The sequence below is a fragment of the Streptomyces sp. NRRL S-37 genome (assembly GCF_000721605.1).
Taxonomy (GTDB): Bacteria; Actinomycetota; Actinomycetes; order Streptomycetales; family Streptomycetaceae; genus Streptomyces.
Genome location: NZ_JOIZ01000004.1, coordinates 37,318 through 51,563, shown reverse-complemented (window position 1 = coordinate 51,563; position 14,246 = coordinate 37,318). Strand labels below are relative to the sequence as shown.

Here is a 14,246-nt window from a genome sequence, read left to right as displayed (position 1 = left end):
TGAACAGGCTTCACGATTCCAACACACTCACCCCCCTTCATCGATTTTCGGCGAATTTGTCCGTTTGATGACTAGAGTTGCGAACCTCCGAAGCACCCTCACGGGCGGCCGCATCGCACTCGTCCACGCTGCCTGCCACCGCCACCCTGTTCCGAAAGGCTCCGACGGTCATGCGTCAATCCCTGGGTCAGATGCTTCGCCATGCGGCGATGGGCGTCTTCTCCCTCGCGGCGATGTGGGTCCCCTGCGGCTCCGCGGCCGCCGCTCCGGTCGCGCCCTCCCCGGAGGCCGACGGCCTCGCCTTCTCCCAGCGGTACCGCGCGGTCCAGCACGGCGGCATCGTGCGGGCCGCCAACGCCTCCGCCACCTGCCGTGCCCAGGTCTCGTCGTGCCGGGACGTGCAGGCCGGAGCGCAGGGCGTGAACGGCGGCTTCGACATGTTCTACATCGACGTCGACAGCGACCCGAACACGTACAACTCCTCCCGCGCGGAGCTCCGCCTGCCGGCCGGCTCCCGGGTGACGTACGCCCGCCTGTACTGGGGCGGCAACCTGCTGGCCGGCGAGCAGAAGCCGTGGCAGGACAACGGGCGGGTGCTGATCGCCGAGCCCGGCGGGGAGTACAAGGAGCTGCTCGCCGACACGGTGGTGGGACACCGGGTGGCGGACGGCGCGGACGCCTTCCAGGCCTCGGCGGACGTGACGGAGCTGGTGCGGGACAGCGCGCCGGGCCTGTACACGGTGGCTCAGGTCAACGTGGCCATGGGCAGGTCGGCGGCCGGGACCTGGGGCGGCTGGACGCTGGTGGTGGCGTACGAGAACCCGGCGGAACCGCTGCGGCACCTCGCGCTCTGGGACGGCTTCGCCCCGCTGGGCGGCCGCTCGGGGGTCGAGATGCCGCTGCGCGACCTGCCGTTCCCGGCGGGCGCCGGGGGCCGGGCGGGACTGGTGGCGTACAACGGCGACCGCGGCACCGCCGGCGACTCGCTCGTCCTCACCGCCGGCCCCACCCCCACCGCGTTCACCGACCGGGCCAACCCCTTCGACGACGTCCTGAACTCCACCATCGCCGACCCCGGCGGCGCGTCCCCCGCGCGGGTGCCGGCGTACGCCAACACCCTGGGCTACGACTCCGACGTGTTCGACCTCGAAGGGGGCCTGCCGCACGCCGGTGACCGGGCGGCCTTCCGGCTCACGTCCGAGCGGGACGCGGCATGGGCGGGCGTGCTCTTCGCCGCCGTCGACGCCCGGCGGTGAACGCCGCCGGACCGGGCGCCTCCGGGCGCGAGGAGACCGTGCCCGTGGAACCGCCGGCCGCCGGCCGCGGACCACGGGTCCTGCACCTCACCCAGCCGGTGGACGGCGGAGTGGCGCGCGTCGTGACGGACCTGGTCCGGGCCCAGCTCGCGGACGGCCTGGACGTGGTGGCGGTCTGCCCCGACAGCGCGCTCTCCGGCCGGCTCCGGTCGCTCGGCGCGCACGTACGGCACTGGAGGGCGACGCGTGCGCCGGGCGCCTCGCTGGCGCGGGAGGTACGGCAACTGGCCCGGCTGATCGACGAGGTGCGCCCCGACCTGGTGCACGCGCACAGCGCGAAGGCCGGGCTCGCCGGGCGGCTCGCGGTGCGCGGGCGCATCCCCACGGTGTTCCAGCCGCACGCCTGGTCGTTCGAGGCGGTGGGCGGCGGCACGGCGGCCCTCGCACTGCGCTGGGAGCGGTGGGCGGCACGCTGGGCCGCGCGGGTGGTGTGCGTGAGCGAGGCGGAACGCGCCACCGGCGTGCACGCCGGGATCACCGGCCGCTGGACCGTCGTGCCCAACGGCATCGACCCCGACCGTTTCCGCCCCGCGCCCGCCGGACCCGTACGGGCCGGGCTGGCGCCGCTGGCCGGGCCGGCCGCGAAGGCGCCGCTCGCCGTGTGCGTGGGCCGGCTGTGCCGGCAGAAGGGGCAGGACGTCCTGCTGCGGGCCTGGGACGCCGTACTGCGCCGGGTGCCCGACGCCCGTCTCGTCCTGGTCGGCGACGGCCCGGACCGGGACCGGCTGCGCGCGGCCGCACCCGAATCCGTGCTGTTCGCGGGGGCCGTCGCGGACGCCTCCCCCTGGTACCAGGCCGCCGACCTCGTCGTCCTGCCGTCCCGCTGGGAGGGCATGGCGCTCGCCCCGCTGGAGGCGATGGCCTGCGGGCGGCCCGTGGTCGTCACCGACGTCGACGGCGCCCGCGAGAGCCTGCCGCCGTCCTTCGCCGCCTCGTGCGTGGTGCCGCCGGAGGACCCCCGGGCCCTGGCGGAGGCGGTCGGCGGGCTGCTGCTCGACCCGGCGCTGCGCGCGTCCCTCGGCGACCGGGGACGCCGGCACGTGCTGTCCCTCCACGACGTGCGGCACACCGCGCGGGCGGTCGCCGACGTCTACCACGACCTGCTCGGCACCCGGCCCGCCACGACGAGGACCCGCCCGTTCCGGGCGGCCCGGGACGCCGAGGCCGACCGGACGTCATCGCGTGTCGAGCCCCTCGATCACAGGGAGTCCATCCACTCGTGACCGCCGAACACACCGTGGCCTCCCCCGGCGTACCGCCGCGGGACCACGGATTCCCCCCGTCCGTCTCCGTCATCCCGCCGCGCGGCACCGACACCGGCCCCCGGCTGCCCGCCGCGCCGCCCCGGACCGCCTCACCGCTGCCGCTGCTCGTCGCGGACGGCGCCGCCGTCCTGCCCGCCGCGCTGGCGCTGCCCGGGGCCCAGCGCCATCCGCTGCTCGTCGCCCTGCTGATCGCGGTGTCGCTGCTGTTGCGCCCGCGTGACACCCGGCCACCGGTGCCTGGGCTGCTGGAGGAACTGCCCGCCGTGTGCGGCCGTGTCACGGTGGTCTGGGCGGCCTGCGCCGCGCTGTGGGCCGCGTACCGGCCGGAGCAGGCGCTGTCCGCCGGCACCGTGCTCGCGGGTCTCGCCGCGCAGGCGGCGGCAGCCTGTGCGCTGCGCGCGGCCGTGCACCGGCGGCGGCGGGCCGCGCTGCTGCGCCGACCGCACGCCGCGCTCGTCGTCGGGCCGACCGCGACCGCGCAGCGGGTGGCCGCCGCCGTGCTGCGCCATCCGCGCTGCGGGGTGCGGCCGGTGGGGATCGTCACCGGGCAGCAGGAGGGTGCCGAGGGCGTGCCGGTGCTGCGCACGGACGAGGAGGTCGAGCGGGCGGTCATCCAGAACGGGGTGCGGGCGGTGCTCGCCGTCCACCCCTCGGTACGGGACGAACAGGGGCCGCTGCTGCGGGCGCTGGCCGCGTCGGGCTGCGCGGTCTGGGAGGTCGACGCCGGCCCGGCGCCGTACCCGGCGCGGGAGCGGCTGGCCGGATTCCCCTGCCGGCGGCTGGACCTCGCCCCGGTGCGCGGCGGCGGCCTCGGCAAGCGGCTGCTCGACGTCCTGGTCTCGGGGACGCTGCTGCTGCTGGCCGGCCCGCTGCTGCTGGTGTGCGCGGTGACGCTGCGGCTCTGCGACGGGCCGGGGGTGGTGTTCCGGCAGGAGCGCATCGGCCGGAACGGGGAGCCGTTCACACTGCTGAAGTTCCGCACCCACCGGCCGGCCGACGAGCACGAGTCGGCGACCCGGTGGAGCGTGGCGGGCGAGCACGAGATGCGCTGGTTCTGCCGCATGCTGCGGCGCACCTCGCTGGACGAGCTGCTCCAGTTGTGGAATGTGCTCCGCGGCGACATGAGCCTGGTCGGGCCGCGGCCCGAACGGCCGTACTTCGTGGCCCAGTTCAGCCAGACGTATCCGGGTTACGCGGCCCGGCACCGGATGCGTACCGGCATCACCGGCCTGGCGCAGGTCCACGGGCTGCGCGGCGACACCTCGATCGAGGACCGGTGCCGGTTCGACAACGCCTACATCGACGACTGGTCGCTGTGGCGGGACGTCTGCATCCTGCTGCGCACCGCGGCCACACTGGTCCGTCCGACGGGGAGCTGACGTCACGTGAGCCACGCCCTCGCCCCGCCGCCGCGCCGGGCCACCGCCGCCGCTCTGCTGCCGGCCCTGCCGCCGGCGGCGGTGGTCGTCCTGGCGGGCCTGCCGCCGACGGGGGACGGCGCGGGGCCCGCCGACGTGGTGTCCGCGCTGCTGGTCGGATACTGCGTGATCCTGCTGCTGCGGGAACGGCGGCGTCCGCTGTCGCGGGTCGCGGCGGTGGTGCTGGGGCTGCCGGTCGTGGGGGTGGCGCTCGCCGCCATGGGGGCGGCCTCGCCCCAGGCGGCGTTCGGCGGGCTGGGCCGTTATCTGCAGGTCTTCGTGCTCGTCCCGGCCGCCGTCCTGGTGCTGCTCCGCGGCCGCGCCGACTTCCGGGTGCTGGCCTGGTCGTTCGTGGGGCTCGCCGGGTGGCAGGGGTCCGTCGGGGTGTACCAGTACGTCACCGGGACCGGTGCCTCGTACCAGGGCGAGACCGTCCGCGCGGTCGGCACCTTCGGGGCCTCGGACGTGATGGGCATGGCGACGGCGGTGTCGCTGGGCGTGGTGTGCGCGGCGGGGATCGCGCTGGGGCGGGCCCCGGTGCGGCAGCGGGCGGCCGCCGCCGGGTGCGCCCTGCTGCTGGTGCTGCCGCTGGCGCTGTCCTTCAGCCGGGGCGCGTGGATCGCGACCGCGCTGGCGTGCGCGGTGCAGCTGGCGCTGGCGGGACTGCGGCGCGCGCTGAAGGTGGCGGCGGCCGTGGTCGCGGCAGGCGTCGTGCTGGTGGGCGGGTTCGGGGTCGGTACGGCGATGCTGCAGGAGCGGATCGACAGCATCACGGAGGTCACCGGCACGCCCGACCAGTCCGTCGTCGACCGGTACACCCTGTGGGCGGCGGCGGCCGGCATGTGGCGCGAGCACCCGTGGACCGGGGTGGGGCTGAAGAACTTCCCCGAGTACCGCGACGGGCACGCCACCCTGGCCCTGTCCTCGGGCAGTGACATCGCGGGCGCGGGTACGGAGTACCACAAGCAGGCGCTGCTGTCGCCGCACAGCATGTACCTGCTGGTGCTGAGCGAGCAGGGCCTGGTCGGGCTGCTGTCGCTCGCCGGGGGCTGGCTGGCGCTGCTGGTGTGCGCGCTGCGGCGCCTGTCGCGGGCCCGCCGGGGCCCCGGCCTCGACTGCGCGCTCGTCGCCGTCGGCCTGCTGCTGTGGCTGCTCACCGACTTCGTCTACGGCGACATCGGCGGCCCCTCGACCGTCCTGACCGGCGTGGCCCTGGGCCTGACGGCGTGGTGGGCGCTGTCCCGCGACGGCCGGCCGCACACCGCCCGGCGCGATGGGGCATCCGAGCGGGCCGAGGAGGCCGCGACACGATGACAGTGCTGCCGTCCCAGACTCCCGGCTCCGAGGCCGCCGGCCCCGAACCCGGCGGCCTCAAGACCGGCGCCCCCGGGCCTGACCGGCCCGCGGAACCCGGTCCCCCCGGCCCCGCGGCCGGCACCCGCACGACGACCGACGGTCCCGCGGCCGACCGGCCCCGGACCGGAGGTCCCGTACCCGGACGGGCCACGGACCCCGGACTCACCGGCCCCGCGGCCGGCACCCGCACGACGACCGACGATCCCGCGGCCGACCGCCCCCGGACCGGAGGTCCCGTACCCGGACGGGCCACGGACCCCGGACTCACCGGCCCCGCGGCCGACACCCGCACGACGACCGACGATCCCGCGGCCGACCGCCCCCGGACCGGGGGCCCTGTACCCGGACGGGCTACGGCAGGCACCTCCACGACGGACGGATCCACGGTGAGCGCCCCCGTGACGGGCGGGCCCCCGCCCACGGCTCCCGGACTCACCGGCCACGCAACCGGCAGCCCCGCGCCCGGCGGGCCCGACACCGGTGGGTCCGGGGCCGGGGCGGTCGAGCCGGGTGAGGCGCCGGGCGGCGGGGGCGCGGACGCGGCCGGTGACGGGGGTGGGTCGGGTGGGGTGTCGCGGAGGTTTCTCGCGCGGGCCGCGCTGGGGACGGCGGCGCTGTCCATCGCCGGGTCGCTGCTCGGGCTGGTGCGGGACCAGTCGCTGGCGCGGCTGTTCGGGGCCGGGAGCGACACGGACGCCTTCCTGGTCGCGTGGACCGTGCCGGAGATCGCCGCGACGCTGCTGATCGAGGACGGGCTGGCGATCGCGCTGATCCCGGCGTTCAGCATGGCGCTGGCGCGCCGGGCCCGGGGCGTGCCCGGCGACCCGGTGCGCGAACTGGTCAGGGCCACCCTGCCCCGGCTGTGCCTGGCCTTCGCCGCGGTGACGGCGCTGGTCGCCGCCGGCGCCCCGTACCTGGTCCGCGTCCTGGCGCCCGGCCTGCCCGACCCCCGCCTCGCCGTCGACTGCACCCGGATCACCGCGCTCAGCCTGCTGGCCTTCGGGCTCGCCGGGTACTGCAGCGCCGCCCTGCGGGCGCACCGCCGTTTCTTCGCGCCGGCGGCGATCTACGTCGCCTACAACACCGGCATCGTGGCGACGATGTTCCTGCTGGGCGGGGAGTGGGGGGTGCGTGCGGCGGCCGTCGGGGTCGCGGTGGGCGGCTGTCTGATGGTGGCGGTGCAACTGCCGTCGCTGTGGCGGCGACTGGCGTCGCGTACGCCCGCGTCCGCGCCCGCCACCGGGCCGGCCGTCGAGGAGCGGCCGGTGCGTCTCGCCCTGATCGCCGCCGTGCTGCTGTTCGCGCTGTGCCGCCAGTCGCAGGTCCTCGTCGAACGGTTCCTGGCGTCGTCCCTGCCCGCCGGGTCCATCTCGCACCTCAACTACGCGCAGAAGGTCGCCCAGATCCCGATGACGCTGTCGCTGATGGTGTGCACCGTCACCTTCCCCGTGGTGGCGCGGGCGCTCGCCGACGGCGACACCCGCCGGGCCCGCGCCCGGGTGGAACGGGACCTGGTGCTGGCGTCCTGTGTGGTGCTGGCGGGCATGTGCGCGGTGATCGCCTGCGCCCCACAGATGATCGAACTGCTCTTCCAGCGGGGCGCGTTCACCGCGGCCGACACCGCCGCGACGGCGAACGTCATGCGCGTGTACGCCCTCGGCCTGCTCGGCCAGACCCTCGTGGGCGCCCTCGTCCGCTGCTACTTCTCCGCGGGCCGCCCCAGCTGGTACCCCCTCGGCGTGATGGCGGCCGGCATCGTCGTCACGTCCCTGACCGGCGCCGCGACCGTGGGCCGCTGGGGGGTGGCGGGGATCGCCGCCGCCAACGCCTTCGGCATCACCGTCACGGCCGTCCTGCTGCTGACCGGCCTGCGCGCGACCCGCCACGGCGGCACGGCCGGCGAACCGGCCGGTGTCCCGGCCGGTGTCTCGGTCGGTGTCCGTGAGGTGCTGGGCCGGCTGAGCCGGCCCGTGCTCGCCTCGGTCCTCGCCGTCGCCGCCGGGACGTTCGCCGCGAGCCGCTTCGAGTCCCCGGTGGCCGCTCTCGCGGCCGGCTGTCCGGCCGTGGCCGCCGTCTTCCTACCGCTCGCCCTGTCCGTCGCCCGGCGCTCCGTATCCGCATCCGCACTGCGCTCCGTACGCACCGTCACACGAAGGCTCACACATGGCCGCTCCCGTTGATTCCGTCGCCACCGGCAGACCCTCCGCGCCCCGTCCGGGCCCCGTCCCCTGGGTGGCGATGTACCACTCGGTGGGCGACTGCTCGGACGATCCGTACCGCATCACCGTCACCCCCCGGCGGCTCGAACGGCAGCTGGCCTGGCTGCGCCGGCGCGGGCTGCGCGGCGTGTCCGTCGCCGAGCTCCTCGCCGCGCGCGCCCGGGGCGAGGGCCGGGACCTGGTCGGCCTCACCTTCGACGACGGCTACACCGACTTCCTCACCGGGGCCCTGCCGCTGCTGCGCCGCTTCCGCTGCGGCGCCACCCTCTTCGTCCTGCCGGGCCGGCTCGGCGGCGACAACGCCTGGGACCCGCTCGGCCCGCGCAAGCCGCTGCTGACCGCGGACGGCATCCGGCGCGCCGCCGCCGAGGGTGTGGAGATCGGCTCGCACGGTCTCACCCACGTCGACCTGACCCGCGCGGACGACGCCACGCTCACCGCCGAGGTCGCCGGGAGCCGGGCCCGGCTGGAGGAGCTGACCGGCGTCCCGGCCGACGGGTTCTGCTACCCGTACGGCACGGTCGACGCGCGCGCCGTCGAGGCCGTACGGAAAGCGGGCTACACCTACGCCTGCGCCATCGACCCCGGCCCGCTGACCGGCCCGCACGCCCTGCCGCGGGCGCACGTCGGGCAGAACGACACAGCGTGGCGCCTGCACCTCAAGCTCCGGCTGCACCGGCTGCGCCGGCGCCCGGTGGAGGGCCTGTGATGAGGGCGCTGCACATCATCACCGGGCTCGGTGTCGGCGGCGCCGAACAGCAGTTGCGGCTGCTGCTGCGTCATCTGCCGGTCGACTGCGACGTGGTGACGCTCACCAACCCCGGCGCGGTCGCCGAGGGGCTCGGCACCGACGGCGTACGGGTCGTGCACCTGGGCATGGGCGGCAACCGCGATCTGGCCGCGCTCCCGCGCCTGGTCCGGGTGATCCGGGCCGGCGGCTACGACCTCGTGCACACGCATCTGTACCGGGCCTGCGTCTACGGCAGGATCGCCGCCCGGATCGCCGGGGTCCGCGCGGTCGTGGCGACCGAGCACTCCCTGGGCGACACCCAGATGGAGGGCCGCAGGCTGACGGCCGGGGTGCGCGCCCTGTACCTGGCGAGCGAGCGGCTCGGCTCGGCGACGGTCGCCGTCTCCCCGACGGTGGCCGACCGGCTGAAGCGCTGGGGTGTGCCCGCCCCCCGCATCGAGGTCGTCCCCAACGGCATCGACCTGGACCGTTTCCGCTTCGACCCGCAGCGGCGGGAGCGCACCCGGCGGCGCCTCGGCCTGCCTGAGGACGCGTTCGTCGTCGGCGGTGTCGGCCGGCTCGCCCGGGGCAAGCGGTTCGACGTCCTGGTCCGGGCGCTGGCCCTGCTGCCGGAGGACCACTGGCTGCTGCTGGTGGGCGGCGGACCCGAGGAACACGTACTGCGCCGCACCGCCCGTGAGGCCGGGGTGGCGGGGCGGGTCCTGTTCACCGGCGAGCGTCCCGTCGTCCCCGACGGCTCCCCCGGCCCCGACCTGCCCTCGCTGACGGCGGCGATGGACCTGTTCGCCTCCCCGTCCGCGGAGGAGGCGTTCGGCCTGGCGGCCGTGGAGGCGCTGGCGTCCGGTCTGCCCGTGCTCTACGCCTCCTGCCCGGCGATCGAGGACCTGCCCGCCGGGACCCGCGCCGGCGCCCGGCGGGTGCGCGGCGGCCCCGGGGCGTACGCCCGCGCGATCGCCGAGGCCCGTACGGCGGGCCCCGGACCGCGCACGGCCGGCCAGGCCGCGCACCACTACAGCATCACCCGCAGCACCGCCCGCCTGATGGACGTGTACGCGGCGGCCGTCGCCGGTCCGCCGCCGTCCGCCGCCGCACCGTAGGCCTCCGCCGTCGTCCGCCGTCCTCCGCCTCATTCGCCCTGTTTCGCCGCACTCCGCCGTACCTCCGAGGGAGCAAGCCCGTCATGACCGACACCCCGTCCCGTCGGCTCCGTCCGTCCCTGGACCGTGTCAGAAAGCTGCCGGCCTGGTCCGCGCTGGTGGCGGGCACGCTCCTCGGCGGTCTGTCCGGCGGCGCGTACGGCGCGCTCACGCCCCCGGTGTACACGGCCACCAGTTACGTCGTCGCCGTGCCGACCGACGAGGCGGCCCCGGAAGCGGCCCGCGGTTTCGCGCAGGCGTACGGCCGGGTCGCCACCCAGCTCGCGGTCCTCGGCGACGCGCAGGTGTGGGCCGGTGTGCCGGTGCGCACCCTGCGGGACAGCGTCCGCACGTCGACCTCGCCGGACGCGCCGATGGTCGCCGTCACGGCCACCTCCGCACAGCCCGAACTGGCCGTCGACATGGCCAACGCGGTCTCGCGCGCGCTGACCCGGCACGCCGAGGACACCAAGGGCAGCACCCAGGTCCGGCTGGTGCAGTTCTCGCGCGCGGTGACACCGGGCAAGCCGTCGTCCGCGACGTCGGAGGTGACCGCGCTGGTGGGGGCGAGCGCGGGCGGCCTGCTGGGCGGCCTGGTGCTGCTCGCCCGGCCGAGACGGACCGCCCGGGACGGCGACCCCGCCCCCGCCGCCTCGGTGCCCGGCCCGGCCACCGCCGCCGATGTGCAGCGGTGACGCGGCCGGGGCGGCCCTAACGGGTGCGCGACCACCAGTCGAAGCGGAGGCAGAGCCTTCCGCCGAGCCAGTACTCCACCCACTGGCCCAGGTCCAGCGGGGAGCAGTTCTCCGGCGGCAGCGGGGGCTCGGGCGTGGCCGGTGCGGGAGCGGGTGCCGGGGTCTGCGGCGTGGTGTCCGGTTCCTCCTCGTGGGTGCGGCCGGAGAGGACGGACCGGTAGACGCGGGACGAGTCCGGATTGTCGTCGCACTGCCACACCCCGTGCGGGCAGTAGTCGGTGAGCGTGTTGTAGAGCGGCTTGTGTTCGTCGATCCACGCGAGCATGCGCCGCATGTACTCGGGATTGTCGCCGTTGCGGAAAAGCCCCCATTCGGGATAGGAGATCGGTTTTCCGTGGGCCTTCGCAAAATCCACATGGGCCTGGAGTCCGTACGGTTCCCCCACCTGTTCGTCGAAGGAGTGCCCGGCCGGCTGGTCGTAGGAATCCATGCCGATGATGTCGACCGTGTCGTCCCCGGGGTAACAGCGGGTCCAGGGAACGGCGTCCCGGCCGCGGCTCGGTGTGAAGTCGAACCGGAATTCCTGTCCCGGTACCGCGCGCATGGTCCTGACGATCCGGTTCCAGTATTTCTTCCAGGATTCCGGGTCGGGGCCGCAGCGGTGGGTGTAGGTGACGCCGTTCATCTCCCAGCCGAGCACCAGGACCGTGTCCGGCACCTTCAGCGCGACCAGCCGCTCGGCGAGGGCACGGAAGTGGTGGTCGAACTCCCCCGCGGCGCCCCGCCGCAGCAGCTGCCGGACCTCGTGGTCGGGAACGCCCTCCTCGTTGCGCTCCTGCAGGGGGACGTTGAGGACGAGCATCCGGTCGTCCTCGGCGTTGCGCCAGCGCGCCCACGACTCGAGGAAGCCGATGTCCCCCTCGATGTCGCTCCAGTGGTTGCCGGGCAGGTAGGTGTGGCCGACGCGCAGCTCGGCACCGCCCAGCCAGTGGCTGAGCTGCTCCATGCGGGCCACTCCGCGCGCGTCGGAGGCGAGGAAGGCGCCGAAGGCCGGGATGTCGCGGAGCGGCACCGGCGGGGCCGGCACGGAGACCGACGGGAAGCCGACGTCCGGGACGTCTGGGACGTCTGGGACGTCCGGGGCCTTTGTGGTCACGGGGACCGCGGGGACCGTGGGGGTGACCACGGGCCCGCCCGGGGCCGGCACCGCCGGACGGGAGTCGTCGGCCGGCGCCGTCCCCGGCGCGGGACCGGCCGCCAGGGCGGCGGACACGGCGAGCGCCGCCGCGCCCACGGCCATCCCGCGGGACCGGACCCGCCTGTGCTGTGGGGCCATGGGCTGCTCCTCTTTCTCATTTCGTGTCCGCCTTCTGCCTGGCGTCCGAGCTCTTGACGAACAGTCATATGAATTCAGGCACAGGACATACGACGGTGCCAATATCACTGCGGCTTTCGAGTGCCGGGCTCGCCCGTGCGGGTGAGCCGGTACCAGAGGAAAGTGAGTTTTCGTGTCGCTGCTCGACACCCGTGTCCCCGCCGTACTGCTGCGGACCGACCGGAATCCCTTTCACCACGGAACACTGGGGGCCGTACGGTCGCTCGGCAGGGCGGGAGTGGAGGTGCATGTCGTCGCCGATTCCACGGGAAGTCCCGTTCGCCGCTCACGTTATGTCCACCACATGCATTCCCCGCCGCCACCGGGGGCATCCGCGCGGCAGATCCTCGACGTGCTGCGCCGGGTGGCCGGCCGGGTGGGGCGCCCCGCCGTACTGATCCCGCTGGACGACGCCACCGCGATCGCCGCGGGCCGGCTGCGGGACGACCTCGCCTCCTCCTATCTGCTGCCCGAGACGCCGGCCACGCTGGCCGAACGCGTCGCCGACAAGGCGGAACTGGCCGCCGTGTGCGCCGCCGCGGACGTTCCGCACCCGCTCACGCTCGTCCCGGACAGCCCGCGGCGGGCCGCCGACGACGCCCACCGGCTCGGACTGCCGCTGGTCGCGAAGTGGAGCCGCCCCTGGCTGCTGCCGGCCGGTGGCGGACTGCGCAGCACCCAGCTGGTGCACACCGCACGGCAGGCCCGGGAGCTGCACGCGCGCACCGCGGAGGCGGGCAGCCCGCTGCTGCTCCAGGCGTATCTGCCGCCGGGCGAGGACCGGGACTGGTTCTTCCACGGCTACGCCGACCGTACGGGCGCCGTACGCGCCGGCGGTCCGGGCCGCAAGCGGCTGTCCTGGCCGCGCGGCGCGGGACTGACCGCGGTGGGCCACTGGACCCCCAACCCCGAGGTCCGGGCGCTCGCCGAACGGATCACCGGCGCACTCGGCTACCGCGGCGTCTTCGACCTGGACTTCCGCCGCTGCGGCACGACCGGCCGCTACCACCTCCTCGACTTCAATCCGCGCCCCGGCGCGCAGTTCCGGCTGTTCGCGGACAGCGCGGGGCTGGACGTCGTACGCGCCCTGCACCTGGATCTGACCGGACGGCCGCTGCCGGAGGGGGATCCGGTGGCCGGGCGGTCGTTCGTGGTGGAGAACTACGCGCCGTTCGCCGCACTGCGTACACCGCCAGGCGGACGCGAACTGGCCTGGTACGCCAGGGACGACCGCGCGCCCGGATGGGCGATGTGGGCCCTGTGGGCCCGCCATGTGTCCGGCCGGCTGCGGCAGCGGCTGGGCACGGCGATCCCCGCACCGGCGCCCCGCTCGATCCCCCGGGCGGTCTCCCAGCCGGTCTCCCGGGTGGCCGCCCCCTCCCCGACCTCCCCGACCTCCCCGGCCGACAACGAGAAAGCGAGCAGCTGATGATGTACGACCTTCTGGTGGTGGGCGCCGGTCCGTACGGTCTGTCGATCGCGTCCCACGCCGCGGCCGCCGGACTGAACCTGCGTGTGTTCGGCCGGCCCATGGCGTCCTGGCGGGACCACATGCCCGGCGGCATGTTCCTGAAGTCGGAGCCGTGGGCGTCCAACCTGTCCGATCCCGGCGGGAGCTGGCGGCTGGACGTGTACTGCGCCGAGCAGGGCCTGACGGCGCGTCACGCACACCCGATCCCGGTGGAGGCGTTCGCGTCGTACGGCCTGTGGTTCGCCCGCAACGCCGTGCCGGAGGTGGACGAGCGCATGATCACCCGGATCTCGTCCGGCGCCGACGGGTTCACGGCGGTCACCGAGGACGGGCAGGCGCTGCACACGCGGACGGTGGCGCTGGCGGTCGGGGTGATGCCGTTCATCGAGGTGCCGCCGACCCTGCGCGGGCTGCACCCCACACTGGTGACGCACAGCAGTCACCACAGCGACCTGGGGCACTTCCAGGGCAAGGACGTCACGGTGATCGGCGGCGGCCAGGCGGCCCTGGAGACGGCGGCGCTCCTCGCCGAACAGGGCACGCGGGTACGGGTGCTGGCGCGGGCGGAGCGGCTGCGGTGGAACGATGTGCCGCCGGCCTGGGAGCGCCCGTGGTGGCAGTCGGTCCGCTCACCGCACAGCGGTCTCGGGCCCGGCTGGCGGAACTGGTTCTACGCCGAGCGCCCCGGCCTCTTCCGGCGGCTGCCGCAGACGTCCCGGTCGCGGATCGCGGCCACGGCGCTGGGTCCCGCGGGCGCGTGGTGGGTGCGGGACCGGGTGGAGCGGGCGGTGGACCTGCTGCCGGGCCAGGAGGTCACCGCGGCCGCCGCGGTGCCGGGCGGGCTGCGCCTGGACCTGACCGGCCGTGACGGCTCCCGGCGTTCCCTGGAGACCGAACACGTCATCGCCGCCACCGGGTTCAAGGCGCACCGCGACCGGCTCGGTCTGCTCTCCGCCGAGCTGCGCGGGGCGCTGGCGGTGCTGCCGGACGGTTCCCCGGCGCTCGGCCACAGCTTCGAGTCGTCGCATCCGGGGCTGTTCCTGGCGGGCCTGGTGACCGCGTCCGGCTTCGGCCCGGCGATGCGTTTCGTGCACGGCGCGACGTTCACGGCGTCGACGCTGGTCCAGGGGGTGCGCCGGCGGCTGGGGTCGACGCCGGTGCGCGGGACGGTCCCCGTGCCGGGCGGCGGCAGCCGCAGCGGGGCGCCATCACCGGTGAACGGCTGACGGGCGTCGACGACGCGT

Annotated in this window: 11 protein-coding genes; 10 read left to right on the top strand and 1 reads right to left on the bottom strand. The window is 75.5% G+C overall.

Annotation, left to right across the window (positions count from 1 at the left end; translation table 11 throughout):
* The first annotated feature begins 170 nt into the window (after positions 1–170).
* From IH50_RS0105805 to IH50_RS0105770, 8 genes are all read left to right on the top strand, one after another.
* Positions 171–1,256, top strand: a complete 1,086-nt coding sequence (locus IH50_RS0105805; RefSeq protein ID WP_030857996.1) for a hypothetical protein — start codon at positions 171–173, stop codon at positions 1,254–1,256.
* A gap of 44 nt (positions 1,257–1,300) precedes the next feature.
* Complete coding sequence (locus IH50_RS0105800) at positions 1,301–2,539, top strand: glycosyltransferase family 4 protein (protein ID WP_234328103.1); 1,239 nt, start codon at positions 1,301–1,303, stop codon at positions 2,537–2,539.
* Positions 2,536–3,960 (top strand): exopolysaccharide biosynthesis polyprenyl glycosylphosphotransferase, encoded by a 1,425-nt coding sequence (locus tag IH50_RS0105795; RefSeq protein ID WP_030857992.1) that lies wholly within the window; start codon positions 2,536–2,538, stop codon positions 3,958–3,960. The genes IH50_RS0105800 and IH50_RS0105795 overlap by 4 nt, the downstream gene beginning before the upstream one ends.
* A 6-nt stretch (positions 3,961–3,966) precedes the next feature.
* A complete protein-coding gene (locus tag IH50_RS0105790) occupies positions 3,967–5,313 on the top strand; it encodes an O-antigen ligase family protein (RefSeq protein ID WP_030857990.1) in 1,347 nt (448 codons plus the stop codon).
* Positions 5,314–5,924: 611 nt separating this feature from the next.
* Complete coding sequence (murJ, locus tag IH50_RS0105785; protein WP_420709020.1) at positions 5,925–7,535, top strand: murein biosynthesis integral membrane protein MurJ; 1,611 nt, start codon at positions 5,925–5,927, stop codon at positions 7,533–7,535.
* On the top strand, positions 7,519–8,283 hold the full coding sequence (locus tag IH50_RS0105780) for a polysaccharide deacetylase family protein (RefSeq protein WP_030857986.1): 765 nt from the start codon (positions 7,519–7,521) through the stop codon (positions 8,281–8,283). The genes murJ and IH50_RS0105780 overlap by 17 nt, the downstream gene beginning before the upstream one ends.
* A complete protein-coding gene (locus IH50_RS0105775) occupies positions 8,283–9,422 on the top strand; it encodes a glycosyltransferase (RefSeq protein WP_030857984.1) in 1,140 nt (379 codons plus the stop codon). The genes IH50_RS0105780 and IH50_RS0105775 overlap by 1 nt, the downstream gene beginning before the upstream one ends.
* Before the next feature lie 83 nt (positions 9,423–9,505).
* Positions 9,506–10,156, top strand: a complete 651-nt coding sequence (locus IH50_RS0105770; RefSeq protein ID WP_030857981.1) for a hypothetical protein — start codon at positions 9,506–9,508, stop codon at positions 10,154–10,156.
* Between the two features lie 16 nt (positions 10,157–10,172).
* Here the strand turns inward: IH50_RS0105770 and IH50_RS0105765 are convergent, their stop codons facing one another.
* On the bottom strand, positions 10,173–11,492 hold the full coding sequence (locus IH50_RS0105765; protein ID WP_030857979.1) for a glycoside hydrolase family 26 protein: 1,320 nt from the start codon (positions 11,490–11,492) through the stop codon (positions 10,173–10,175).
* 172 nt (positions 11,493–11,664) lie between these two features.
* On the opposite strand from IH50_RS0105765, the gene IH50_RS0105760 reads away from it, so the two are divergent.
* Together IH50_RS0105760 and IH50_RS0105755 are read left to right on the top strand one after the other, a co-directional pair.
* A complete protein-coding gene (locus IH50_RS0105760) occupies positions 11,665–12,960 on the top strand; it encodes a hypothetical protein (RefSeq protein ID WP_030857978.1) in 1,296 nt (431 codons plus the stop codon).
* A 2-nt stretch (positions 12,961–12,962) separates the two neighbouring features.
* A complete protein-coding gene (locus IH50_RS0105755; protein WP_030857976.1) occupies positions 12,963–14,228 on the top strand; it encodes an NAD(P)-binding domain-containing protein in 1,266 nt (421 codons plus the stop codon).
* Positions 14,229–14,246: the final 18 nt, after the last annotated feature.

What these genes read in the sequence shown, in the direction of transcription:
- IH50_RS0105805 (WP_030857996.1), top strand. Translation starts at nt 171, where the DNA reads ATGCGTCAATCCCTGGGTCAGATGCTTCGCCATGCGGCGATGGGCGTC.
- IH50_RS0105780 (WP_030857986.1), top strand. Translation starts at nt 7,519, where the DNA reads ATGGCCGCTCCCGTTGATTCCGTCGCCACCGGCAGACCCTCCGCGCCC.
- IH50_RS0105775 (WP_030857984.1), top strand. Translation starts at nt 8,283, where the DNA reads ATGAGGGCGCTGCACATCATCACCGGGCTCGGTGTCGGCGGCGCCGAA.
- IH50_RS0105770 (WP_030857981.1), top strand. Translation starts at nt 9,506, where the DNA reads ATGACCGACACCCCGTCCCGTCGGCTCCGTCCGTCCCTGGACCGTGTC.
- IH50_RS0105765 (WP_030857979.1), bottom strand. Translation starts at nt 11,492, where the DNA reads ATGGCCCCACAGCACAGGCGGGTCCGGTCCCGCGGGATGGCCGTGGGC.
- IH50_RS0105755 (WP_030857976.1), top strand. Translation starts at nt 12,963, where the DNA reads ATGTACGACCTTCTGGTGGTGGGCGCCGGTCCGTACGGTCTGTCGATC.